The following is a 24,639-nucleotide window of genomic DNA, read 5'->3' as shown; positions in this document are numbered from 1 at the left end:
CTATGGAAGGCTTGTTGTTTTTATTCGGGCTGTTTTTAGCTCTGGGACTTTTCTTTTTAACTGCGTCTGTTCTAAAGTTACCTACCATGGGTGCGGCGAAGGCCATGCTGGGTACGGTAAAACAGGAGCGGAAAGCGGCAAAGACATTGGAAACTTATTTTATGATCCTAGCAGTGCGACTGTCTGGTTTCATCCGGATGGATGCATATAAGAGAAGCAGGATGCAGAATGTGTTAAAAGCCAGTGGAATGAATATGACCCCGGAAGTGTATCAGGCGTATGCTCTGGTAAAATCAGGCGCAGTTCTTTTGGGAGCGATTCCCTGCATATTTCTTTTTCCACTTCTAGTTCCTGTCGTGGTTGTGCTGGCCTTACTTCTTTACTTTAAGGAAAATCAGAAAGCGGATGAAACCTTAAAGGCAAAGCGGGAAGAGATAGAGGGGGAGCTTCCGAGAATGGTGGCGACTATGGAACAGGAACTGAAAGCAAGCCGTAATGTGATCGGTATGTTGGAGCGGTTCAAGGGGAATGCGGGACCAGCGCTGACTGGAGAGTTAGATATTCTTCTGGCGGATATGCGTTCCTCCAATTATGAAGCGGCGCTGACACGATTCGAGGCAAGACTGAACTCGCCCATGCTGTCCGATGTGGTACGTGGATTGATTGGTGTCCTTCGAGGGGATGACAGCACAGTGTATTTTCAGATGCTGGCTCATGATTTTAAGCAGATCGAACTGCAGAGATTAAAAGCACAGGCACAGAAAATCCCTCCTAAGATCCGTGTTTTTTCCTTTGTCATGCTGGTATGTTTTCTGCTGACTTACCTGGCGATTATCTGCTATGTGGCATTGGAGAGCCTCGGAGGAATGTTTTAGACAGGAAGGAGGAGAGGATGAGGAGTCATCGTTTATGGAGAGCACTGTCAGAAAGACGGGGCGAAGGATATGTGGATGTGATCGTGTTGGTTTTGTGTGCGGTCATGGTGCTTGCCCTTGCCATGCGTGTGCTTCCGATTTTTATTCAGAAACAGCAGTTGGATACCTTCGCTACAGAACTGGTGCGTGAAGCAGAGGTAAGCGGGCGCGTAGGTACAGAGACAAGCCGCCGTGCCGCTGTGCTGTCAGAAAAAACAGGGCTTTATCCGGACATTTTATGGTCCAGTCATGGAAGAATCCAGTTAAATGAAGAGGTTACCGTTACCCTGACGATGGATACAAATATCGGTCTGTTTGGCGAGTTTGCTTCTTTTCCGGTTACGCTTCGCGCACAGGAAGCTGGAAAATCAGAAGTTTACTGGAAATGAGGTGGAGGGATTGCGGAAACGGATGAAAGAGATACTGAGAGACAGGCGAGCCTCCTCATTTCCCATGACCATCGGGATTGTTCTTTCGTTGATTATTCTGATGTGTGGGATTAGTGAGTATTTCCGGCTTCAAATTATTGCGGCAGGTGTGCGGGAAGCCGTGGAGGATGCTGTCATCTCCACAGTCAATGATAATTATGCAGGTGTGTATCATGGAGTCAGGGAGGGATATTCTGGCAGTTATGTTCCTTTTGGAGAGGGAAGTTGGGAAGAAGATCTGAATGAAGGGGACATTTATGATTATCTGGATGAAACCATAGGGACCCGATTGTCTGGCGGCAGGCATATAAAGTATGCGGATACTGGAACTGCAATGGAGTTTGCCATAGACAGCCTGCAAGTGACGCTTCGGAATGCACCTCTGGCCCCATCAGATCCAGCCCATGCGCAGCGGTTTGAGGCAGATGCTATTGTTAGACTGGAGGTTCCGGTTCGGTTTGGCGGCCGGATTCTTCCATCCATGTGGATCACATTGAAGGTACAGGCTGGATATACAGAGGTGTTCTAGGGAATGACCTGGACTTTGAGAGGATTGTATAGTATGTTGTGCATAACAAAACAGGATAAAGGAGGAGCAGAATTATGAAACTGACAGAGAAGATGAAAAAGAATCTGGCAATTTTGGGTGGCGTGCTCATAGGAATCGGCCTGATCGCTGCCATAGGAATGCAGTTTGGTTCGAAACCGTCAGGTAAAGATGTTCTGCCAGGAACAGGGGAAACGGAAACAGAATTGATTGTAGATCCTGGAGATTTTGAAAAGAAGGAAGAGGAAAGTAAAGTAGTGTCCAGAGAAGAAGAGAGCCTTGTGATTCATCAGGGAATCGGAGAAAATCAGGAAACAGACACTCAGGCGGTGGACAGTCGGGCGCCACAGACTGATCAGACAACGCAGAGTATCCAACCGAAACCAACCAAACCAGAACCGCCAAGCAAGGAGATCCTGACAGATCCAACACAAAAACCGGATGGTACAAAGCAGGATACCCCTCCGGTTCCGGTGGATCATGAAGCGGTAGAAAAACCGTCCGAACCGGTAGCAGATCCGGAACAGCCGCAGGCAGGAGATACTTCCGGGAACCAGATCTATGTTCCAGGATTCGGCTGGGTAGAAAATCATGGAGGAGGAGGCTCTGGAACTGCAGCAGAAGATATGTATGAAAACGGGAATAAGATTGGCATTATGGATTAAGACAGAAAGAGGAAGCACCGCATCAATGTGGTGTTTTTTCTTTTCCCAGAAACCAGGGAAGGAAACAAGGCTTCCCGTGGTTGGAAAGGAGGATACTTGAAACAGAAGAAATATGTGTTTTTTACAGTCTCAATCTTACTGTCTTTGATACTCTCCATCCAGGTTTATGCGGTAGGGGACGGGAACCTGGATGGAGGTGGCGGAAGTATGGGACAGGGGACCATCCAGAATTCCTGGTCACCGGGAAATGAAGGAGTGCGGGTTACCGTAATCCGGGCAGAGAGCCATGATCCGGTAACAAGACCGATTGACTTAACAAATAAGCATCCCAATATTACCTACTCCTTTGGGAAAGTCAGTAAAATGTCATATACCAAAGGAAGTGCCCTGATGATCGACACCAATCCGTATGAGTATGTGAATCCGGCACAGCCCCTACCAAGGATCATCAGCTCGAAAAGCTTGGGGCAAGCTAATATTGAGCAGATAAAAAGCTATTTTACAGATGAACAGGTGGTGCGTAGCATTGCCGGACTAACCGGAATGGACTTTGACACACTGGTGGGAGGGGAGTATAGGCTCTTATTGGAGCCGATCAGTTTCCTTAAATTTCAGGGAACCCTGATTGCGGTTACAGCAACAGAGGCAGCGCTCTATGATGAGATGTTAAGTGGTGGGCTTCGTACTGTCCTTCCAACAGTGGCATTTCAGAACCTGCCGCTTTCCATGTTTTTGGAAACACCAGATCTGGGATATCCGGCCTGGGGCGGTCCGACATCGGGAGTCCGTTCCAACAGTGAAATAAAGAGTTCCTTGGGTCTTGGTATTGTACGGTTCCGGGATGTGCCTCCAGAAGAACCGGAAATCACGACTTATGATTATGAATATCGGACGAATACGGAAGTGATTACGGCAGTAGAGGTAAGCGGCGGGCAGAGTGATCCGGATCATCCGGTATCCGTAACATTTTCCGTAGGGGGAAGAAGCTATGAGGTAGGGGAGGTATATTATCCGTCTGGCGACAGTCAGCTGGCTTGGATCCGCTGGACAACACCGGAGCAGCCTCAGACTATGACGATGACCGTCCGTGTGCGGGGCGGAGGAGGAACAAGTAAAGGAACTCTTCACATCAAGGTTGTGGATCTGGATGAAAATCCACCGCCAGATCCCAATGCGGATGACCGGAATGACGAGTTTACAAGACCTTCGGTTCCTTCCAATGCAGAAGTAACCTCTGCATCCTGGGGTGTGTGGAGACCATGGTGGAGGGAATACTGGGTATGGCACAGCGGGGATGAGGATGATGACGGGTACTGGTGTGACCATGGCTGGTGGGAGTTTGATCTGGACCGATATTCCGCAAGCCTGACTGCAGATATGAGAATTACAACCGATGAAAAGTCCCCTACTGCTACGGGAAGGACGATGAAATCCGGTTATGGATTCCAGGAAAAGGTAACAACTCATGTCAGCACCAATCAGAGTTCTGCAGTGACATCTGCGCAGAATGCGGTGACTTATTTTCCGGAATTTCAGTATGAGAGGTTTTGGAGGCTTTTGGAGCGGATGAATGTCGGCTATGATATGACCCATGAGTTTAAGAAAAATGGTTACAGTACCTATGAGAGGAGAACGCATTTTACACCAATTTGGTATCCGGACGGAAGTTATACGCCATATACTTGGCTGCTGGATTGCTGGACACCGGCTGGAATGCTCTCCATGAATCTGAATGATTCTATTACCATTGATGGGAACTTGTGGAGTGACTGGCATATCGCACCACAGAAACCAGAGTAGGAGGAAGTATGTCATATCAACAGACGGAGAAACCAAAGGGATTTTTGTATCATTACACAACCCGTGACCATTTGGAAGATATTCTGCGGGATGGCAGGATACGAAGGATGGGTGATAAGGAGTGCTGGTTTTGTACATCTTTAGAGGATACACTGGAATTAATGCAAAAGACAGTGATGATGGAAGGGAAGCCTTACTATGGAGTTGGAGGAGTATTAAGGTATTATCCTGTATTTGTTCCGGAATCCTATGTGATTTTGAGATTGCAGCCACGTTTTCAAAATGGGGAATGGGTTCGGTGGAATCAGGAACTTCCACTAGATGCACCTACTTCTTTGCAGGAGGAGGCAAAGCGGTTTAGCAGTTTAAAAGTTGGCTTTCGGGGAGATCTAAAGTTTCAGGAACATCCGGATATTATCGAATTGGCTCCTCTTCTTGAAAGACAGCAAAGAATGGGGCTGAAACTCACACAATCTTAGTAGAAAGGAAAAATAAATGAGAACAAAGAAAATTTCAGCAGTTATGTGCATGGTATTCGTACTGGTAGTTTTGTTCTGCGTTCCGGTATATGCATCGGGCGATGTAGCCGGTGCGATTGAGGGAACTTGGCAGACGGCATCCCAACAGATTAAAACAGTTGTCGATCATGTTGTATTTCCCGCTATAGATCTGATCCTTGCCGTGTTCTTTTTTGGAAAACTGGGAACGGCATACTTTGATTATCGGAAGCACGGACAGTTTGAATGGGCAGCACCTGCAATTCTGTTTGCCTGTCTGGTATTTACCCTAACTGCACCGCTTTATATCTGGCAGATTCTCGGAATTTAGGAGGGATGTCATGGGATGTTGGGGAATTACTGCGTTTGAGTCTGATACTGGGCTGGATGCCATTGGTCTTATACGGAACCATCTTCCGGAACAAGGAGATGTGAAGCTTCAGCAGATGATTGACTGGTTGAGGGCAGATTCTTGGAATGCCCCTCCGGAAGTGTCAGAAGGGGTGTCTCATACAAGCCCAATGGCAGTGGCAGAACTAATTGTAAAATTCCAGGAGAAGGATTTTTCTGCACTGGATGGAATCAGGGGGGATAAAAAGTTTTCCTCCCTGTCTTCTTTTACAGCATCAAAAGAATCCCTTCAGTGGGTAAGGGAATATCTGTCGGAAACTCTTTTTTACAGCCGTAAATGTGCAAAAGAGCAGGAGAAGTCGGGAGTTTTGTGGGGCGGTTGGTTTCAGGAACGGGATTGGAAGCACTGGCAGGCGCATATGGAAAGACTGATTGGAAGGATGGATGAACTGCTTACAAGAGAGGGAGAAACAGTTGCATTATGGACAGGAAGCGTTTGCCAGAAGGTGGAACCAGGAAAAATGGCAGGAAAGAAAGAAGGGGAAGAACGTGAGAACCCACATAGGTCGGAGGAGGAAAGCATGACGTTTTTTGAGAGAGAACTTAAAAAATTATTTGGAACGGGAGCGAACTTTTCAGAACCAAGGTTTGTCGGGAATTGTTGTTATGGAAGGCTGACGGATCAGATCCGTGTCAAAATCAACTTTCAGACAGGCATGGTTGCGGATCATTATGACCGATTGAAAGTGACCCTTTTGAATCGGAATGAAGGAATGATCGACAGCATGGTTGTGAAATTTGGAGATGTGTGGGGGCTGAAAAAAACGACTAATCCCAATTTTCGCGACGGGGTAAATCCCCACATCTGGTCCTATGGAAAGGAGATCGGCTGGTATGTATATCAGCCCGGAAAAGAGGATTATAAAGTACTCAGCGAAGCGATAAAAACCTATCTGCAAGTGTTTCAGGAACCGGAGGAAACTATGCAAATGGGACAGAAGATGTGTTAAGGGGAGGTGGTTAAAACTTGTTTATCTGGGATTTTGTTGCAGACACGGTTCTGGGACAGATCATTGACTGGCTGTATGGTCAGATTGTTGGATTTCTGGGGGATTTTTTCATGCAGATGGGAAGCATGGGGGCTGAACTGTTTGAAATGAGCTGGGTACAGTCTGTTGTGCTTCTTTTTTATTATCTGGCATGGGCACTTTATGTGACGGGAATCGTAGTGGCAGCCTTTGAATGCGGAATTGAATATCAGAATGGCAGGGGAAGCATACGCGATACTGCCCTGAATGTAATCAAAGGATTCCTGGCAGCCAGCCTTTTTACGACTGTTCCAGTGGAACTTTATAAGCTCAGTATTTCACTTCAGGGGAGTTTTACAGCCGGTATTACAGGATTGGGAGAAGATATTGGGACAGTTGCGGCAGGGATTGTGCAGTCTCTTCAGGATGCTGCTACCTGGCAAGAAGCTGCCACATCTGGAGTTTTTGGTGGAATCGGAAGTATCAGCAGCCCGATTTTTATGATTTTTCTCCTGATCCTCATGGGTTATGCGGTAATCAAAGTGTTCTTTGCGAACTTAAAACGGGGCGGGATCCTGCTGATCCAGATTGCAGTAGGGAGCCTTTATTTATTCAGTGTGCCAAGGGGATATATTGATGGATTTGTTGGCTGGTGCAAGCAGGTAATCGGTCTGTGCCTGACCGCATTTTTACAGGCGACGGTCCTGATCGCAGGTCTGATGGTCGTTAAGGATCAGGCACTGCTTGGTCTGGGACTTATGTTATCGGCAGGTGAGATTCCTCGGATTGCGGGGCAGTTTGGGTTGGAAACGGGAACCAAAGCAAATGTGATGGGAGCAGTCTATGCAGCGCAGGGAGCTATGAACCTAACAAGGACGGTTGTGCAAGTGGTTTCTAAGTAGAGAGGACGGTGAAGGATGGAACACAACAAACTGGTGTATATTGCATCTCCGTATTCTGGAGATGTTGAGCGGAATGTAGCATTTGCAAAGGCAGCCTGTCGTTATGCCATGAACCAGGGGGTTACGCCAATTGCCTCCCATCTGTTATATCCGCAGATGCTGGATGATGGAGTCCCAGAAGAGAGGAAGCTGGGAACAGATATGGGGCTTCGGATTTTGAAGGTGTGTGAGGAAGTCTGGGTGTGTGGAAGTGAACTGTCTTCAGGAATGGAGCAGGAAATCCGTGCAGCAAGGCAGCTTCAGATTCCGCTTAGACGGGTCAGCGAACAGGAGATTGGATGGGAACTATGTGAAGTACCGATACAAAAGGGAATGGAGATGGGCGGATGATGACACTGGGGAGTCTGTTTGACGGGATTGGAGGATTCCCTTTGGCGGCAGTTCACTGTGGAGGTGTACCGGTATGGGCCAGTGAGATAGAACCGTTTCCCATGAGGGTAACCAAACTCCGGTTTCCAGATATGATCCATGTAGGGGACATTACAAAACTGGATGGAGCAAAATTGCCGCCTGTGGATGTAATCTGCGGAGGCAGCCCCTGTCAGGATTTGTCAGTAGCCGGATTACGGAAAGGATTGGCAGGGGAGCGCTCCGGTCTGTTTATGGACCAGGTACGCATAGTAAAGGAGATGAGAGCAGAGGATGAAAGACGAGGGGTATCAGATGACTTTATTCGACCTCGATACCTCGTTTGGGAAAATGTCCCTGGAGCATTCAGTTCCGCAAATGGAGAAGATTTCCGGGCGGTCATCGAGGAGATTGTCCATATCAAGGACAGTACCTGTCATGTGCCTCGACCTGACACCGGGCGCTGGGAATCTGCTGGGGCTGCCATTTTGGGAGATCAATTCAGCCTGGCTTGGAGAGTCTTGGATGCTCAATACTGGGGAGTCGCCCAGCGCCGCCGTAGAATCTTCCTTGTCGCAGATTTTGGAGGACTCACCGCACCAAAGATATTATTTGAGCAGGAACGCCTGCCTGGGGATCCTGCGGAGGGCCAAGATCAGGGGAAAGGAGTTACCGCCGCAGCTGGAAACAGCTCTGCGGATTCAGGCGGGAGTAGAGTAGCAGAGGAAAAACAGGTGGATATTTTTGCGGTTCATATTGATCAGAGGGAAGAAACAATCAACCTTAATGGAATATCCGGAGCTTTGATGGCAACGACCAATTTGCAGATGCAGACCTTTGTGGCAGGGGGGATGAGGAAGTTTGAAAGTGCAGAAAAAGAAGAGTGTCTGTGCCTCAATGACCAAGGAGGAGAGCGTATGGATGTTTCGGTCGATGTAACAGCAACCCTGCGGGCAGGGATGAGTGGTCATCCGCCTTTGGTGATGGGCATCCAGCAGGGGAGTGCTGGGGCAGAGGAAACTCCGGATCTAGCCCTTACAGAGGAGGCAGAAACCGGCGGGAACAATTACCAGATTCTGTTTGAGAATCACGGGATTGATGCCAGATATACAGGTCCGCATGAGGTGGCCCCTACCATGTCAGCCCGGTATGGAACAGGAGGAAACAATGTCCCACTGGTTTCAGATATGCCGGAGAGTTATTGTATTGCCGGAAATATCATTGATCGGGAAGTACAAAATGGAGGAAATGGTCTGGGATGCCAGCCGGATATATCCTATACTCTTACGAGCGCAGACCGTCATGCAGTGTTCAGCCGCCAGAGAAGTGATGAATTTCTGCAAAATCGGGTAACAGCGACTCAGAGTGCCAGACAGCATAAGGATGCTACGGATCTGGTGTGTGAGCCGTATCAGAATACGGTAGGAACCATTGGATATACAGATCATAAGGGGATTAATAATCAATATGTCAGCGAAGATAAATGTATTGTTGAGAACCGGAAACTGATCCGGAGACTGACGCCTTTGGAGTGTGAACGGTTGCAGGGTTTTCCGGATCACTGGACAGATATCCCTGGTGCCTCGGACAGTGCCCGTTATAAAGCTCTTGGAAATAGCGTAGCGATACCGTGTGTGGATTTTGTTCTCCGTGGTATCGCTTATTTTTTGCGCAAGATGAAGGAGGAGAAAGAACCATAAGATTGGTAGTTCTGCTTCCGTTTTCAGGCAATCTTTGTTGGGTATCGTCATAGCTATCTCATCTCTTTATGGATATACTTGGTTTGTAAAAACGAGGAAAGGAGAGTCAAATGGAAGAGCGTAAGAAAAATTTATGCGCCATGATTCCAGAATCCCTGCATAAGAAAGTTCGGGAAGAACAGGAAGAATGGGGAATCAAGCTGAACGAGTATATGGAACGGATTCTAAAAGACCACTTTGAGAAGGGAGAAAGAGAGATGGCAAACGGAACCAGGACACTGGCATTTCAGGTATCAGAGGAGTTTTTTCAGAGGTTAAAAAAATACCTCAAAAAGACAGGACAGAGCCAGAAAGAATTTGTGATCGGACTGATTGAAGATGTACTTTCGCAGGAAGAACATGTAGTATCTGGAGAGATGCAGGAGACAGAGGGAAAGGCAGAACTTGAGGAAACTGAATAAGAGGAAGGATCGAACATACCGCCGGCAGAGCTTCATCATGCCGGCGGTTATTATTTGGAGGTGATCGGTTGTATATTTATCCGGACCATTTGAAATCAAAAGCAACACTTTGGTTATGGCAGCTTCGGGACATTGGGATTCTTGGTATTTGCGGATTGGTCTCCATTTTAGCAGCTACGCAGGCGGGATTTATGTTCCCTTGTGTTCTGACAGGGGTATATGGATTTCTGACGATCCGCTTTGAAGATACCAGCATTCTGGATTTTATCCGGTATGCCTGTGCGTATTTTTTTATGCGTCAGCAATTTTTTGAGTGGAGGTATGAATGAGCAGGGAGAAACGAAAAGCGAAAAAAGAGGCAGAGAAGCGCCTCTCCACACGGCAGTTCATTGGTGCAAAGGAGATTACAGACTACAGTCTGGTGACCTACGGACAGGGGGAGCTGGTGTATTTTATTGTAAAACCAACGAATATTTCTGTTTTGTCCGAATCTAGTGTCGGGGCAAGAATCTATGCTCTTATGACTGTACTAAAAGGAGTGGCAGAGATTGAGATGCTGTGTCTAAACAGCAGGGAAAGCTTTGAAGACAACAAGCGGTTTCTGAAAAGTCAGATGGAGCAGGAAGAGAATCCAGTCATACGCCGTCTTTTGGAACAGGATCAGACCCATCTGGACCGGATTCAGGTGCAGATGGCGACAGCCCGTGAATTTCTGATTATGCTGCGGTTAAAAGATGAAAAGGAATCGGATATTTTTCCGTACCTTTCCAGGATTGAAAAATCCCTGAAGGAACAGAGTTTTTCTGTTAAACGGGCAGATAAAGAGGATATCAAACGTATCCTGGCTGTTTACTATGAGCAGAACGTGACCACAGAGAAGTTTGAAGACTTTGACGGGGAGCGGTGGATCATACCAGAGATTTAGAGTGAGGAGGAGATGACTTGAAAAAAGGAAGAACAGCAGTTGATGACAGGGAAGATAATGTGCGTATCCAGGAATTTCTGGATATGATTGCCCCGTCTGTCATTAAATTTGAAACAGATCATTTTATTTGCGGTAACACCTATCGTTGTGTCTGGGCACTGCGGGAGTACCCGACTGCTACGGAAGAGCAGGCAATTCTTTCACATTTAGGGGAGAAAGATGGTGTAACCTTGCGGATCTATACCCGTCATGTGACACCCGTTGAGGAGCGGAAGATCATCAGTAATGCAGCCAACAAAAACCGGATGGATCGGAGCAATACCAGTGATTTACAGCAGACTGTTTTGGCTGAAAGTAATTTACAGGATGTAACTACCATCGTAGCCCAGATGCACCGTAACCGAGAACCCCTCCTCCATACGGCAGTATATCTGGAGTTGTGTGCCCATGATCTGGAGCATTTGAAGCTTCTTCAAACAGAAGTACTAACGGAACTGATCCGGTCAAAATTGAATGTAGACCGACTGATCCTCCGTCAACAACAGGGGTTCCGGTGTGTAATGCCAAGCGGTTATAACCTGTTTAAGGATCAGTTTGAGAGAGTGCTTCCGGCCAGCAGTGTGGCGAATCTGTATCCCTTTAACTATTCAGGAAAGACGGATCCTCATGGGTTCTATATTGGGAGAGATAAATTTGGGAGTAATGTACTGGTGGATTTTAACCGGAGAGCAGATGATAAGACGAATGCCAATATCCTGATTCTGGGAAACAGCGGACAGGGAAAAAGCTATCTGCTTAAATTGCTGCTGACGAATTTAAGGGAGTCCGGAATGCATATCTGCGCTCTGGATCCGGAAATGGAGTATGAAGATCTGACCAATAATCTGGGAGGGTGTTTTATCGACTTAATGAGTGGGGAGTTCATTATCAACCCTCTGGAACCGAAAACCTGGGACGAAGCGGGAAGCCCGGAGGATCTGGATGCACCTCAGACCTTTCGCATCCGGTCCAGATTATCCCAGCATATCAGTTTCTTAAAGGACTTTTTCCGAAGCTACAAGGATTTTTCCGACAGGGAAATCGATGTGATTGAGATCATGCTGCAGAAGTTATATACCAGATGGGGGATTACAGACGAAAGTGATTTTGAATGCCTGGCTGCGGAGGATTACCCAGTTCTCTCCGATCTTTATGCGTTCATTGAGGAAGAATATCAGGGATTTGACGAAAACAGAAGACAGCTTTATACAGCAGAAATGATTCAGAGTATTCTTCTTGGGCTGAATTCTATGTGTGTGGGAGCTGAGAGCAAGTTCTTTAATGGACATACCAATATCACCGATGATGGCTTCATTACCTTTGGGGTAAAAGGACTGTTACAGGCCAGCAGGAGCCTTAAAAATGCATTGCTTTTTAATGTGCTTTCGTTTATGAGCGATGTTCTTTTGACACAAGGCAATACGGCAGCCAGTCTGGATGAGTTTTATCTGTTCCTTTCCAACCTGACTGCAGTAGAGTATGTTAGAAATTTTATGAAGCGTGTGCGAAAAAAAGATTCTGCAGTTATCATAGCCAGCCAGAACCTAGAGGATTTTAATCTGGATGGCGTGAGGGAGTATACCAAGCCGCTGTTTTCCATCCCGACGCATCAGTTTCTGTTCAATGCGGGGAGCATTGATGCCAAGTTTTATACGGATACCCTGCAGCTGGAGGATAGTGAGTATAACCTGATCCGGTATCCACAACGGGGAGTCTGCCTGTATAAATGTGGAAATGAGCGATATAACTTAATGGTAAATGCCCCGGAACACAAAGCCAGACTGTTCGGAAAGGCAGGAGGACGCTAAAAGGGGAGACTATGAATGGAGTTAAAGGAGCAGAAATTTGGCATTGAGATTGAGATGACCGGCATTACCCGTGCGAAAGCGGCTGAGGTAACGGCAGAGTATTTTGGAACTAGAGTCAAATATCTGGGAACCTATTACGATACCTATGCAGCCATTGACACGGAGGGGCGGCAGTGGAAGTTTATGAGTGATGGGAGTATAACAGCGCAGAAAAAATCGAATGGGAGAAAGATCAATGCAGGGAGAGAATATCAGACGGAGATGGTAAGTCCCATCTGTCGCTATGAGGATATTGTGACGATTCAGGAGATCATCCGGAAGCTGAAAGAGCATGGGGCACTGACGAATGGAAGCTGCGGTATCCATGTGCATATCAATGCGGAACCGTTTGATGCCAGAACCCTTCGTAATATCACTAATATCATGGCAGCCAAGGAAGATCTGATCTATAAAGCTCTGGGGGTGTCCGTGGATCGACAGCATCGGTGGTGTCAGCCAGTAGACACACGATTTTTGGAAGAATTAAACAGAAGAAAACCAAAGAGTATGGAGGCAGTGGAACGGATCTGGTATAACGGGGAGAGCCGCAGAGACCAGCATTATGATGATAGCCGCTATCATTGTCTGAACCTTCATTCTGTTTTTCAGAAAGGAACAGTGGAATTTCGTCTGTTCAATGGGACGCTTCATGCAGGCAAGATTAAGGCCTATATCCAGTTTTGTCTGGCGATTGGCGCCCAAGCGCTGAATCAGTCCTGCGCCAGCAGAAGAAAAACTCAGACCAGCAATGAGAAGTATACATTCCGCACTTGGCTTTTACGGCTAGGATTAAATGGGGAAGAATTCGCCACAGCTCGTCAACATCTGCTGGCAAATCTGCCGGGCTGTATTGCCTGGAAGGATCCGGCTCAGGCGGAAGCACAAAAGGAAAGAATGCGACAGAAGCGGGAGAAGGAATTGGCAGAACGGATCCAGAGACAGGAAACCATTCATCCAATTGAGGAATTAGAATCAGCTGGGGAAGCACAGGAATCCCCGGCTTTTTGTATGCGAATGTGACAGGAGGAAGCAAATTGAAAGGAAAACAAAGACTTTATATTGCCTATGGGAGCAATCTGAATCTGGAGCAGATGGCATTTCGTTGTCCGACTGCGAAGGTAGTAGGAAAGAGTGAATTAAAGGATTACGAACTGTTATTTCGGGGAGGCCGCAGGGGGGCTGTGGCAACCGTAGAACCTAAAGCAGGGAGTACTGTGCCGATACTGGTCTGGGAGATTCAGAAGAAAGACGAGGCATCGCTGGATCTTTATGAAGGGTATCCGAATTTCTATGATAAGCAGATGCTGGAGATTGAACTGGATGGAAAAATTGTTCCGGCCATGGTTTATGTGATGACACCAGGGCATTCATTTGGAATTCCCTCTGACTATTATTCCAATGTAATCTGGCAAGGGTACGAAACGGCAGGGTTTGAAACCCAGTTTCTGGAGGACGCAATCGAACATGCTTATCAGCTTGTACAGAAACAGGAAAGAGAGGGAGACTTCTATCAGCAGAGCCTGTTTCATATGGGGGGCTATGATGGAATGAAATAAATCCTGATGCGTCAGATGAATATCTCGATAAAAAGTGTGGAAGGAGTGATTTTATGGCCGTCTCAGCTGCCGCTGTGACAGCAAAACTGGTAGCGCTTACCCTATCTGACCGGAATGGGCGGACTGTGGTTTTTTCTGTTATTGCAGCATTAGTAACCCCTGTTATTTTAATTGCCACCATGATTATGTGCACGCTTTCTGGGACTGTAGACCATAACATTTCTGCTGTCCAGCTGTCCTTTCATGGAGGGTATTTGTCCTCAAAGGTGCCAGCAGAGTATCGGATGTACATCGAAAATATGCAGGACAGTTTTGAAAAACTGGATGGGGTGTTAAATGAAATTAATGGTATGGCAGAAGCCGAAGAAGTAGATCCCTACCAGGTAAAAGCGATTTTTTATGCCCTGTTTTTTGGTAAGGAGTACCCTCGGATGGATGAGGGGGACTATCGGGCATTCGCAGATTGTTTTGTAGAGTATGAGGAGAGGGAGGATGAAGAGGGAGAAACCTATACAGTTGCAATTCCAATCCAAAGCCTGAATATGGTCTACGGAAATCTTGCTGCAGAATTAAACCAGGAGGTTTCTCTGGAAGATAAAACGAATGTACAGCGCATCTATATGCTGGCAAAATACGGTGTGAGTGTACCAGGTGGAAATGGTCTTCCTCCCGGACAGGCTATGGGAGATGGGAGTTTTTCCGCGCTGATGGCAGAGGCAACCCGTTATATTGGTTATCCCTATGTATGGGGCGGTAGTTCTCCAGACACCAGTTTCGACTGCAGTGGATATATCTGTTGGGTCTACACGAGATCCGGGGTGTATCACCTTTCCCGAACAACAGCTCAGGGGATTTATGACCAGTGTGCGATTGTGTCAAGAGAGGAAGCTAGACCCGGAGATCTGGTGTTTTTTACGGGAACTTATGCATCTGCAGGGGCGGTCAGCCATGTGGGGATTTATGTTGGAGGCTCTAGGATGCTGCATTGTGGTTCGCCTATTGGCTATGCGGACCTTACTTCTCCTTACTGGAACAGCCATCTGTATGCTTTTGGAAGGCTGGCAACTATTCCGGAATGAGGCAGCTAAAAATGAAATTTGTGCAGATTTGCCTGGACAGTTTATGGATATGTGATATCGACTTTTAGAAAAAAGTTCGGTATTGTGTGTGGCTGAAAGGAGGGAAGTAACCGATGGATGAGATTATGGATCAGTTAAATCAGGTAATCGAAGAACGAGTTCTGGAGCTGAAGAGAAAAAGTGAAGAGGACAAGGTTCCCGCTTATTGCACAGAGACCAAGGAACATGTCCTCCGCATGGATCGAATTCTCAATAGCCTTTCAGAGGATGACCGGCAATGGTTGGATGACCAGCTTATGGCTAAAATGGATATACCGGAACAGGAGCGTTTGAGGTATTATAAGGCGGGTCTTGCAGATGCCATTGAACTAATCCATTATTTAAGAACCTGATGAAACGAGATCGGGCGGCTGTGTGAGCAGCCGCCTGATTTGCTTTCTGAAAGAAAAAGGAGATTTGAAATGAGAAATACTACGATCAATGTCAGTTTTAACACAGAAAAATTGGATGCGTTAAAGTTCCACATGGAAAAAAGGGACACCGATCTTCAGGGGGAATTAAATGATACAGTACAGAAACTGTATGAAAAATATGTCCCGCAGGCTACCCGTGAATATATTGATGACAAGGTGGCAAGAGAAATATCCACCAGAGAACGTACCCGTAGAGCTGATCGGACTGTAAGACGGGAGGAGTCCCAGCTGGAAGAATCAGAAATCGTATGATAACCAGAATAAAGAAAACGGAATCCCCAGTCATCCATGACATCCCCGTGTAGCCCCCTGTGTGCCCCTGTGTCGGGCTTTGGACAGCTAGGTGGCATCGTGGTACCCATACGAGGATTTTAAGCGGTGTTGGGCAAATGTGAGAGAAGGTTATGGAAACAGCAAGAACACGGGGGATATGGGATTCCTGAGTGGTTGGCAGGGTCGAAACGTGTGCAGGTTAAAGGGGGTATGCTGCTTTTGGCAGCCTACCCCTGGAAAACACCGACCGGCAAAGCCGTTCGGGAAATCTGGTTTGAATACTTTTGGAAAAGGCGGTCGAAAGAATGGTGCTGGATTTTTGAAAGTGGCAGGATTTTGGAGGAAATGAGAGAGATTTTGTGAATACCTGGTAAGGAGGGAACGATGGGGAGCGAAAATGCGAAAGTCCGTGTTGGGATTTATATTGAAAAAGCTATATTAGAACAGGCAGACGGGTTGTTGGAGACTGCCAATGTGCGTTCCAGAAACGAATTTGTAGCAGAAGCACTTAAATTCTATATGGGGTATCTTCTTGCAGGAAAAGCAGAAAATTATTTTTTGCAGTCACTGGCTTCTGTGCTTACGGGAACCGTTCAGGATAGTGAGAACCGTCTGGCCAGGATGGACTTTAAGATAGCAGTGGAATTGTCCAAGCTCTCACAGGTAATTGCCTACACCCATGATGTGGATGAAGAATCTTTAAACAGGCTGCACGTAAAATGTGTTGATGAAGTGAGACGGATCAATGGAACTGTGAAGTTTGAAGATGCGTATCATTATCAAAAGCGGGATGTGTAGATATTGTTGGAAAGGAAACGATGGAAAGAGAATTTATTTGTACTTCCCTCTAGTTGTGTGATGAATTTTCAGAAGAGATAAAAAATAGATTTGTCCTTTACGATGCAATAACTCATCGATTATAATATACTAAGAAATGAATCGAGGTGTAGAATTTTGAATGAGAGAGAACAAATCATTCAACTATGGTTCAAAATGTGGCTTACACAACAGGATCTTGGTATGGATGACATTTTTGCGGAAGACGTGATTTATACTGAAAGCTGGAGTCCAAAATATAATAACCGTCAAGTTGTAAAACATTGGTTTAATGAATGGAATACACGTGGCAAGGTGATGGAGTGGAAGATCAAGCAGTTCTTTCATAAAGATAACCAGACGGTTGTAGAGTGGTATTTTAAAAATGAAATGAATAATGGGAATATAGAGGAATTTGACGGAATGTCCTTGATTGTATGGACAGCAGATAATAAAATAAAATCATTAAAGGAGTTTGGATGTAACTTAAACAATTATAATCCTTATGAGGATAGTGATACGCCTAAATTTAGAGATGAAAAGACTAGTTGGTTTTAATCAGAAACAGAAAAATTATATGTGTTAATCTGGCCGAGGAGGCTTGATTATAAAAGTAAAGATAAAAACGCAACGTATGCAGTGATGCATACCAGAGCCGGTAGGTAGCCCGGCCGTCCTGCATATTAGGGTAAGTAACCTGCCCCTCCGGGTTGTCCATTCTTTGCTCATTTCAATCATTAAGGAGGGATTGCCATGAGTATAAGGACAGGCAAGCTGACAGTGTTTTTTGAGGAACCATTTTGGGTAGGTATTTTTGAGAGAGTTGAAAATGGGAAACTTTCCGTTTCCAAAGTAACATTTGGAACTGAACCAAAGGACTATGAGATTTGGGAGTTTGTGCTAAAGGAATATGATCGTTTGCAATTTAGTCCATCTGTGGAGGTTACTGCAAAGGAACTAACAAAAAACCCAAAGAAGCTCCAGCGTGAAATTCATAAACAAATGTTGGATAGGGGCGTTGGAACAAAATCTCAGCAAGCACTAAAGCTGCAGCAGGAACAAAGGAAACAGCAGCGTAAGTCTAAAAGCCGGGAAGACAAATTGGCAGAAGAGAAAAAAATGTTTGATTTAAAACAAAAAAAGAAAAAAGAGAAACATCGAGGGCATTAAGAATGTAATGTATTCTTACACAAAATTTGGTTTGAGGTAAACGATGGCATCAAGTAAAAATTATTTACAATTTGTTTTAGAGCAGCTGTCCGAGTTGGATGAAATTACATATCGGACGATGATGGGAGAGTTTATTATTTATTATCGTGGCAAGATTGTAGGAGGCATTTATGATGACAGACTGCTTGTAAAACCCACAAAGTCAGCAATTGCCTATATGACAGATCCGGTATATGAAGTACCTTATGAGGGAGCAAAAGAGATGCTGCTGGTAGAGGAGGTTGATCAGAAAGAATTTTTGACAGGACTGTTCCACGCGATGTATGATGAACTGCCGCTGCCCAAACCCAAAAAGAAAAAATAGGTATTGCGAAGGGAAAACAAATAAATGGACAAGGCAATTTTGTATATACATGGTAAAGGTGGAAATCCGAAAGAGGCAGAGTATTATAAAGCGCTCTTTGAAGAATATGATGTAATTGGTTTTGACTATTCCTCACAGTCACCTTGGGAAGCGAAAAAAGAGTTCCCCAGATTGTTTGATAACCTATGCGGAACATATGAAACGGTAACAGTGATTGCGAACAGCATTGGTGCTTTCTTTGCTATGAGTGCTTTGGCAGACAGCAAAATAGAGAAGGCATACTTTATTTCTCCGGTTGTAGACATGGAAAGATTGATTCGGAATATGATGCAGTGGGCGAATGTGACCGAAGATGACTTGCAGAAACAGAAAGAAATCCCGACATCCTTTGGGGAAACACTTTCCTGGGCTTATCTTTGTTATGTGAGGGAGCATCCTGTTACCTGGACTGTTCCAACGCACATTCTGTATGGAGAAAAGGATAACCTGACATCGTATGAAACAATAGCTGAGTTTGCAGATAGAATCGGAGCAACACTTACAGTTATGGAAAACGGGGAGCACTGGTTTCATACGAAAGAGCAGATGGACTTTCTTTCTGACTGGATCAAGCAATGTACATGATATGTTCAAATATTGAAACTATGTAACGGAAGAAGATGTGATAAAAAGTAAAAGGAGCCATGGTGTGTGATAAGCCATAGGTTCCTTTTTGCTTTCTAAAAAGGAGTAACATGACAAAACTTATTTTTACTTCCCGATATTTAAAAGATGCAAAACCATCTCAGAAAGAAAATTATGTCCATTACATTGGAACGCGGAAAGGGGTAGAGAAAATTGATACAAGTAAAAAGCACCTCCCAGCAACGGTGAGTCAAAAGAAGTTAGTGCATCAGCTCCTGCAGGATTTTCCGGCGACAAAAGAAATGCTGGAGTATGAAGATTATCAAAGAAAACCAACAATCGAAAATGCCTCGGAATTTATTTTCTGTGCATTGGAACAAAATCTTGATATAGCAGCGACGCGAAAAAATTATGTGGATTATCTGGCGCATCGTCCCCGTGTAGAAAAGATTGGTGAGCATGGTCTGTTTACAGATGAGGGAGAACCGGTGGTTCTTGGACAGGTGCAGAATCAAGTGGCAGATCACAAGGGAATTGTGTGGACCCATGTGATTTCCCTTCGGCGCGAGGATGCAGCCCGGTTAGGGTATGACAGTGCTGTTCAGTGGATGGCATTGCTGCGTTCCAAACGGGCAATGCTGTGTAAGCATATGAAAATTGACAGCGCCAATCTGAAATGGTACGCTGCATTTCATAATGAAAGCCATCATCCCCATGTTCATCTATTGGTGTACTCAGTAAAAGATGGAGAAGGGTATCTGACAAAGCAGTCGATTGAGGCCATGCGTTCTGAGCTGGCGCATGATATTTTCCGTCAGGATTTTGCAAATATTTATGAGGAACAGGCGCAGTCTCGTATGGATTTAAAGGAACGGTCGGAAGTTGTAATGAAGACATGGATAGATGAAATACGGGCGGGGACGCTTAAGAGTTCGGAAATTGAAACCAGTATGATGCAGCTTTCTAAACGGCTGCAGAATACAGGTGGGAAAAAGGTTTATGGCTACCTGAAGAGAGATGTGAAGGATCTGGTCGATCACATCGTAGACGAGTTGGAGAAAGATGACCGGGTGTCTGCCCTGTACCGGGAATGGGGGCTATGGCAGGATGAGATTGTGAAGACCTACCGAAAACAGACGGAAGAATTACCGCCTTTATCAAAACAGCCTAAATTAAAAAGTATCAAAAATATGGTGATTGCAGAAGCATTGAGGCTTGGCAGTCATCATTTTTTGTTTGAAGAGAATGAAGATGGATACTCAGAACCAAAGGACGATTTTTTTATACAAGAACCAAATCCGGTAGCAGAGCTGACAGGGGAACTAGATTCGGACTATGCGGAGGAGGAACTCAAGCAAGAGCTTTTTCCTAATGGCAGAAAAGAAAAATCCAGTTCCAACTGGTGGACAGATGGATATATACAGGCTAGGAATTATTTGTATGGCAGCGATTCTACATTACAGGATTTTGAAAAGGCATATCAGAAGTTCCTTCAGGAAGCAGAGCAGGGGAATGGGTTTGCCATGCACGACCTTGGCCGGATGTTTGCGGATGGCTTGGGACGGGATGCGGATGTTGGGCTGGCACAGAAATGGTATGAGAAAGCATTGGAAGCATTTCTTGTAAGAGAAGAATCCGTAAAGAAAAAGGAGAAACCCTATCTGCAATATCGTATTGGGAAAATGTATGCTTCTGGTTTGGGAGCAGAACAAAATTATGAAAAGGCGGCACACTGGTTTTCTCAGGCGGCTGCAATGGATCATAAGTATGCCCAGTATTCGCTGGCTGGGCTTTACCGGCGGGGCCGGGGGGTGGAGCAAAATGATATACGGGCGTTTTCTCTATATATGAGTTCAGCAGAGCAGGGAAATCCTTATGCCAGCCTGGAACTGGCGAAGATGTATAGGGATGGTTTGGGTACAGAGCCGGATTTACAGCAGGCAGAGTGGAGATTTCAGAATGCGTATTCCGGTTTTGTGGTTCTGGAAGAAAAAAGTCATGATGATAAACTCCAGTACCGGATTGGTCAGATGCTTCATACTGGAACGGGAACCAGCAAAGATGATGAGGGGGCGGCCAGGTATTGGGAAAAGTCTGCAAAGCTGGGGAATATCAATGCTCAGTATGCACTTGGAACACTCTGGCTGGAAACGGGAAGTGGAGACAGCGGCCAGGCAGTGGAATGGCTTACAAAAGCAGCAAATGCAGAGCACTCAGCTGCCCAGTATGTGTTGGGGAAATTATACCAGGATGGTGTGTATTTTAATAAAGATATGGATCAGGCCATGAAATGGTTCCGCTCTGCAGCGGAACTTGGAAATGAATATGCTGCATATCGGATGGGATGTTTGTTGCTTTTGGGGGAGGAAATACCGAAGGATGTGGAAGCGGCTGTGAAGTGGCTCAGCCTGTCAGCGGAAAAAGGAAATCCGTATGCGCAGTATCGGCTTGGAATGCTATATCTCAAGGGGGAAGAGTATTCTCCTCAAGTGGAAGTGGCAATGAAATGGCTTCAACAGGCAGCGGAGCAGAAAAATGAATGGGCCTTTTATCAGTTAGGGAAGTTATATCTTTCAGGAGAACATGTAACGAAAAATGTGGAAACAGCAGTACATTACCTAGGACTATGTGCGGAAAAAGGAAACCAGTATGCCCAGTATGTATTGGGAAGTTATATCTCTGTGGCAGAGATGTTTCCCGTGATCGGGAAAAGGCAGTGGAATATCTGACAGCATCGGCAGAACAAGGAAATCTGTATGCCAGTTTTTTACTGGAACATCTGGATGCATATCAGGATCCATCCTTGTTTCTGGCAGCAACCAGACTGCTTCATCATCTGGAAAAGCTGTTTTGCGAAGAAGTACAGAGACCAATGGAAATGAAGCGGTATCAGATTGACCGGAAACGACGCAGGAAACTGTTAGAGAAAAAGCAGGCTCAAGGACATCATAGGGAGGATCAGGAGCCGGCACAAGGTATTTATTGACGAAGGAGGATGGCATGGGAGAATTTGTTTATTTTACGGAAGAACAGAAACAGAGGGCCAATGCGGTGGATCTGGAAGATTTTCTTTCCAGGCAGGGGGAAAAGCTGCTTCGTTCTGGAAGAGAAAAGCGCCTGGCCAGTGATCACAGTATTACAGTGAGGGGAAATCGATGGTATGATCACGCGACAGAAAAGGGAGGCTGTGCCATTGACTTTGTGCGGATGTTTTATAACCAGAGCTTTCCGGACGCAGTTACAATGCTGCTTGGCGGAGAACAGGGAGTTGCATACCGGGAAAGCGTGAATCAGCAACTAGAACCGAAAAAGCCATTCGTACTTCCAGAGGCGAACCAGACCATGCACCGTGCTTTTGCGTATCTGATAAAGACAAGGTGTGTGGATCCTAAAGTAGTATCTGTATTTGCAGGAAAACACATGATTTATGAAGATGTCAAATATCATAATGTTGTGTTTGTGGGTTTTGATTCAGATGGAATTCCACGCCATGCACATAAAAGGGGAACCTGTCAGAAGGGACAACCATTTAAGGGGAATGTAGAAGGATGTGATCCAAGGTACAGTTTTCGTTGGATTGGGAAGAGTAATACCGTGTATGTATTTGAGGCACCGATTGATATGCTGTCTTTTATTTCCATGTATCAAAAGGGGTGGATGGATCATAGTTATGTGGCACTCTGTGGGGTGGCAGAACATGCGTTGATGCAGCTTTTGAATGATGCACCGCACATCTCCCAAATTGCTTTATGTCTGGATCATGATAAGGCGGGAATCCAGGCAAGGGAACGGATAAAGAAAAACCTGTCTGAGCGGGGATACCATATGGTATTCTCGCTTTTTTCAAATCTTAAGGATTGGAATGAGGATCTTCAAGAACTGAAGAAGCCACCGCCGGAATATATGAATAGACAGCAGACAGTTATACAGATGATGTGAGAGGAGGGGAGTAGGATACAGGGAGTCATTATATTTATTTGTATAGGTTTGGGGATGTTCGCTGTAATCGGCAGTCTGGTAATGATATCAAATCATTATACCTTAAACGGAATTAAATCGAGAACGGTAGGAGACGGGCAGTATGGAACTGCACGGTTTGCAACGGAAAAGGAAATACGGGAAACGTATGCACATGTACCATATGAACCGGAACAATGGAGAGCAGGAAAGCATCTACCAAAAGAGCAGGGGCTGGTAGTTGGATGCAAAAAGAAAGGAAATTCCATTTCAGCACTGGTAGACAGTGGAGATATTCACTGTCTCATGATCGGGGCAGCAGGAGTGGGTAAGACCGCAAACTTCTTATACCCCAATATCGAATATGCCTGTGCTTCAGGAATGAGTTTCCTCACCACAGACACGAAGGGCGATCTGTTTCGTAATTATGCAGGTATAGCCAAGGAATATTATGGCTATCGGATTTCCATTCTGGATTTACGAAATCCCACCCGTTCTGATGGCAACAATATCCTGACGCTGGTTAATAAATACATGGATGAGTATTTAAAGAATCCTGAAAATCTGGCAGCAAAGGCAAGAGCAGAGAAGTATGCGAAAATTACAGCTAAAACAATTATCTGCTCTGAAGGGGCTTCTGCCAGCAGTTATGGACAAAATGCTTTTTTCTATGATGCAGCAGAAGGTTTGCTGACTTCTGTGATTCTGTTGATTGCAGAGTATTGCCCGCCAGAGAAACGCCATATCATTTCTGTGTTCAAGCTGATTCAGGATCTTCTGGCGCCATCCCCCGTGAAGAACCGGAGCCTGTTCCAGTTACTTATGGATAAGCTGCCACCTACTCACAAGGCGAAGTGGTTTGCAGGAGCAGCTTTAAATTCTGCGGATCAGGCAATGGCCTCTGTGCTATCCACAACAATGTCCAGATTGAATGCGTTTCTGGATTCTGAGATGGAACAGATCCTGTGCTTTGAGAGTACTTTGGACACGGAAACATTCTGTAGGGAAAAGTCAGCAATTTTTATTGTGCTGCCGGAAGAAGATAACACGAAGTATTTTATGGTATCCCTGTTTTTACAACAGCTTTACCGGGAAATGTTGACGATTGCAGATGAACATGGAGGAAAGCTGCCCAACAGAGTCATGATGTTTGCAGATGAAATCGGAACCATACCAAAAATTGAATCCATGGAGATGATGTTTTCCGCAGGCCGTTCAAGACGGATCAGCATGGTTCCTATCATTCAAAGCTTTGCGCAGTTGGAAAAGAATTATGGAAAAGAAGGTTCCAGTATTATCATCGATAACTGCCAGGATATTTTGTTTGGAGGTTTTGCACCAAACTCAGAGAGCGCAGAAATCTTATCAAAAGCATTGGGAAACAGAACGGTGTTGTCTGGTTCTATATCCAGAGGAAAAAATGACCCCAGCCAGAGCCTGCAAATGATGAGCAGACCATTAATGGCGCCGGAGGAGTTAAAGACCTTGCCAAAAGGGAATTTCATTCTTGCTAAGACAGGGGTATGCCCTATGAAGACAAGACTTCCTTTGTTTTTAAAATGGGGTATCCGGTTTGAGGAGGTTTATGAAGTCCCGGAACAGGCAGCAAGAGAGGTTGTATATGCTGACCGATTGGAATTGGAGGAGGAAATAGTAAGGCGGTCTGATTTTGATGAGGAAGACTTATGGAGGGGATCTGTTGAAAGCGGAAAGTTGGAGGAGGCTTCTTTTTTAGGGGGAAAGGCTCATGGAGAGACAGCGAAGGAAAAACAGCATAAGGCAGCTACTCGAAGACTACCTCTTAGAACTGATTAG

Annotated in this window: 28 protein-coding genes and 1 pseudogene; all 29 read left to right on the top strand. The window is 45.6% G+C overall.

What is annotated here, in order from left to right:
* The first annotated feature begins 2 nt into the window (after window positions 1–2).
* The 29 genes and pseudogenes from CLOL250_RS02325 (at window position 3) to CLOL250_RS02180 (ending at window position 24,639) form a co-directional block, all read left to right on the top strand.
* Window positions 3–875: a secretion protein F gene (locus CLOL250_RS02325; protein WP_008400394.1), complete on the top strand. Its 873-nt coding sequence runs from the start codon at window positions 3–5 to the stop codon at window positions 873–875.
* A 17-nt stretch (window positions 876–892) separates the two neighbouring features.
* Window positions 893–1,303 (top strand): DUF4320 family protein, encoded by a 411-nt coding sequence (locus CLOL250_RS02320; RefSeq protein WP_008400393.1) that lies wholly within the window; start codon window positions 893–895, stop codon window positions 1,301–1,303.
* Window positions 1,304–1,325: 22 nt separating this feature from the next.
* On the top strand, window positions 1,326–1,871 hold the full coding sequence (locus CLOL250_RS02315) for a hypothetical protein (RefSeq protein ID WP_008400392.1): 546 nt from the start codon (window positions 1,326–1,328) through the stop codon (window positions 1,869–1,871).
* A gap of 74 nt (window positions 1,872–1,945) precedes the next feature.
* Entirely contained in the window at window positions 1,946–2,554 is a 609-nt protein-coding gene (locus tag CLOL250_RS02310) for a DUF6550 family protein (protein ID WP_008400391.1), read from the top strand.
* 96 nt (window positions 2,555–2,650) lie between these two features.
* Complete coding sequence (locus tag CLOL250_RS02305) at window positions 2,651–4,354, top strand: hypothetical protein (protein WP_044944801.1); 1,704 nt, start codon at window positions 2,651–2,653, stop codon at window positions 4,352–4,354.
* A gap of 8 nt (window positions 4,355–4,362) precedes the next feature.
* Window positions 4,363–4,833, top strand: coding sequence for a hypothetical protein (locus CLOL250_RS02300; RefSeq protein ID WP_008400388.1), 471 nt, complete (start codon window positions 4,363–4,365; stop codon window positions 4,831–4,833).
* A gap of 16 nt (window positions 4,834–4,849) precedes the next feature.
* Window positions 4,850–5,182: a DUF3852 domain-containing protein gene (locus CLOL250_RS02295; RefSeq protein WP_008400387.1), complete on the top strand. Its 333-nt coding sequence runs from the start codon at window positions 4,850–4,852 to the stop codon at window positions 5,180–5,182.
* Window positions 5,183–5,192: 10 nt separating this feature from the next.
* Window positions 5,193–6,212, top strand: coding sequence for a DUF4259 domain-containing protein (locus CLOL250_RS14305; protein WP_008400386.1), 1,020 nt, complete (start codon window positions 5,193–5,195; stop codon window positions 6,210–6,212).
* A gap of 17 nt (window positions 6,213–6,229) precedes the next feature.
* Complete coding sequence (locus CLOL250_RS02280; protein WP_008400385.1) at window positions 6,230–7,132, top strand: conjugal transfer protein TrbL family protein; 903 nt, start codon at window positions 6,230–6,232, stop codon at window positions 7,130–7,132.
* Window positions 7,133–7,147: 15 nt separating this feature from the next.
* Entirely contained in the window at window positions 7,148–7,522 is a 375-nt protein-coding gene (locus CLOL250_RS02275; protein WP_008400384.1) for a DUF7768 domain-containing protein, read from the top strand.
* On the top strand, window positions 7,519–9,240 hold the full coding sequence (locus tag CLOL250_RS02270; RefSeq protein ID WP_008400381.1) for a DNA cytosine methyltransferase: 1,722 nt from the start codon (window positions 7,519–7,521) through the stop codon (window positions 9,238–9,240). Before CLOL250_RS02275 ends, CLOL250_RS02270 begins: the two co-directional genes overlap by 4 nt.
* Before the next feature lie 110 nt (window positions 9,241–9,350).
* Window positions 9,351–9,701 (top strand): hypothetical protein, encoded by a 351-nt coding sequence (locus CLOL250_RS02265; RefSeq protein WP_008400380.1) that lies wholly within the window; start codon window positions 9,351–9,353, stop codon window positions 9,699–9,701.
* Window positions 9,702–9,769: 68 nt separating this feature from the next.
* Complete coding sequence (locus CLOL250_RS02260; RefSeq protein WP_038292378.1) at window positions 9,770–10,030, top strand: hypothetical protein; 261 nt, start codon at window positions 9,770–9,772, stop codon at window positions 10,028–10,030.
* A complete protein-coding gene (locus CLOL250_RS02255) occupies window positions 10,027–10,626 on the top strand; it encodes a hypothetical protein (protein ID WP_002593804.1) in 600 nt (199 codons plus the stop codon). The genes CLOL250_RS02260 and CLOL250_RS02255 overlap by 4 nt, the downstream gene beginning before the upstream one ends.
* Window positions 10,627–10,709: 83 nt before the next feature.
* Window positions 10,710–12,473 (top strand): VirB4 family type IV secretion system protein, encoded by a 1,764-nt coding sequence (locus CLOL250_RS02250; protein WP_242828547.1) that lies wholly within the window; start codon window positions 10,710–10,712, stop codon window positions 12,471–12,473.
* 15 nt (window positions 12,474–12,488) lie between these two features.
* Window positions 12,489–13,532, top strand: a complete 1,044-nt coding sequence (locus tag CLOL250_RS02245) for an amidoligase family protein (protein ID WP_002593802.1) — start codon at window positions 12,489–12,491, stop codon at window positions 13,530–13,532.
* Window positions 13,533–13,546: 14 nt separating this feature from the next.
* Window positions 13,547–14,068 (top strand): gamma-glutamylcyclotransferase family protein, encoded by a 522-nt coding sequence (locus CLOL250_RS02240; RefSeq protein WP_002593801.1) that lies wholly within the window; start codon window positions 13,547–13,549, stop codon window positions 14,066–14,068.
* A gap of 692 nt (window positions 14,069–14,760) precedes the next feature.
* Window positions 14,761–15,147 (top strand): annotated as a pseudogene (locus CLOL250_RS14365) (C40 family peptidase); the annotation flags it as partial.
* Window positions 15,148–15,260: 113 nt separating this feature from the next.
* Window positions 15,261–15,539, top strand: coding sequence for a hypothetical protein (locus tag CLOL250_RS02230; RefSeq protein WP_002593799.1), 279 nt, complete (start codon window positions 15,261–15,263; stop codon window positions 15,537–15,539).
* Window positions 15,540–15,608: 69 nt separating this feature from the next.
* Window positions 15,609–15,872: a DUF6103 family protein gene (locus CLOL250_RS02225; protein WP_002593798.1), complete on the top strand. Its 264-nt coding sequence runs from the start codon at window positions 15,609–15,611 to the stop codon at window positions 15,870–15,872.
* A 405-nt stretch (window positions 15,873–16,277) separates the two neighbouring features.
* Complete coding sequence (locus CLOL250_RS02215) at window positions 16,278–16,691, top strand: hypothetical protein (RefSeq protein WP_002593797.1); 414 nt, start codon at window positions 16,278–16,280, stop codon at window positions 16,689–16,691.
* A 156-nt stretch (window positions 16,692–16,847) separates the two neighbouring features.
* Window positions 16,848–17,267, top strand: a complete 420-nt coding sequence (locus tag CLOL250_RS02210) for a nuclear transport factor 2 family protein (protein WP_002593796.1) — start codon at window positions 16,848–16,850, stop codon at window positions 17,265–17,267.
* A gap of 195 nt (window positions 17,268–17,462) precedes the next feature.
* Window positions 17,463–17,879: a YjdF family protein gene (locus CLOL250_RS02205; RefSeq protein ID WP_002593795.1), complete on the top strand. Its 417-nt coding sequence runs from the start codon at window positions 17,463–17,465 to the stop codon at window positions 17,877–17,879.
* 43 nt (window positions 17,880–17,922) lie between these two features.
* Window positions 17,923–18,243 (top strand): TfoX/Sxy family protein, encoded by a 321-nt coding sequence (locus tag CLOL250_RS02200; RefSeq protein WP_002593794.1) that lies wholly within the window; start codon window positions 17,923–17,925, stop codon window positions 18,241–18,243.
* Between the two features lie 24 nt (window positions 18,244–18,267).
* The gene (locus CLOL250_RS02195) at window positions 18,268–18,867 is read left to right on the top strand and encodes an alpha/beta hydrolase (RefSeq protein ID WP_002593793.1); all 600 of its coding nucleotides are present in this window, start codon (window positions 18,268–18,270) and stop codon (window positions 18,865–18,867) included.
* A gap of 110 nt (window positions 18,868–18,977) precedes the next feature.
* Window positions 18,978–21,596 carry a MobP3 family relaxase gene (gene mobP3 / locus CLOL250_RS02190; protein ID WP_008400373.1) on the top strand — a complete coding sequence of 873 codons (2,619 nt, stop codon included), beginning with the start codon at window positions 18,978–18,980 and terminating at the stop codon, window positions 21,594–21,596.
* A complete protein-coding gene (locus CLOL250_RS14300; protein ID WP_008400371.1) occupies window positions 21,584–21,853 on the top strand; it encodes a hypothetical protein in 270 nt (89 codons plus the stop codon). The genes mobP3 and CLOL250_RS14300 overlap by 13 nt, the downstream gene beginning before the upstream one ends.
* Before the next feature lie 14 nt (window positions 21,854–21,867).
* Window positions 21,868–22,806, top strand: coding sequence for a DUF3991 and toprim domain-containing protein (locus tag CLOL250_RS02185; protein ID WP_002593791.1), 939 nt, complete (start codon window positions 21,868–21,870; stop codon window positions 22,804–22,806).
* Window positions 22,807–22,860: 54 nt separating this feature from the next.
* Entirely contained in the window at window positions 22,861–24,639 is a 1,779-nt protein-coding gene (locus CLOL250_RS02180; protein ID WP_002593790.1) for a VirD4-like conjugal transfer protein, CD1115 family, read from the top strand.

This window comes from Clostridium sp. L2-50 (assembly GCF_000154245.1).
Taxonomy (GTDB): domain Bacteria; phylum Bacillota; class Clostridia; order Lachnospirales; family Lachnospiraceae; genus Coprococcus.
The sequence above is the reverse complement of the archived record's forward strand: the minus strand, read 5'-3'. Positions and strand labels throughout refer to the sequence as shown.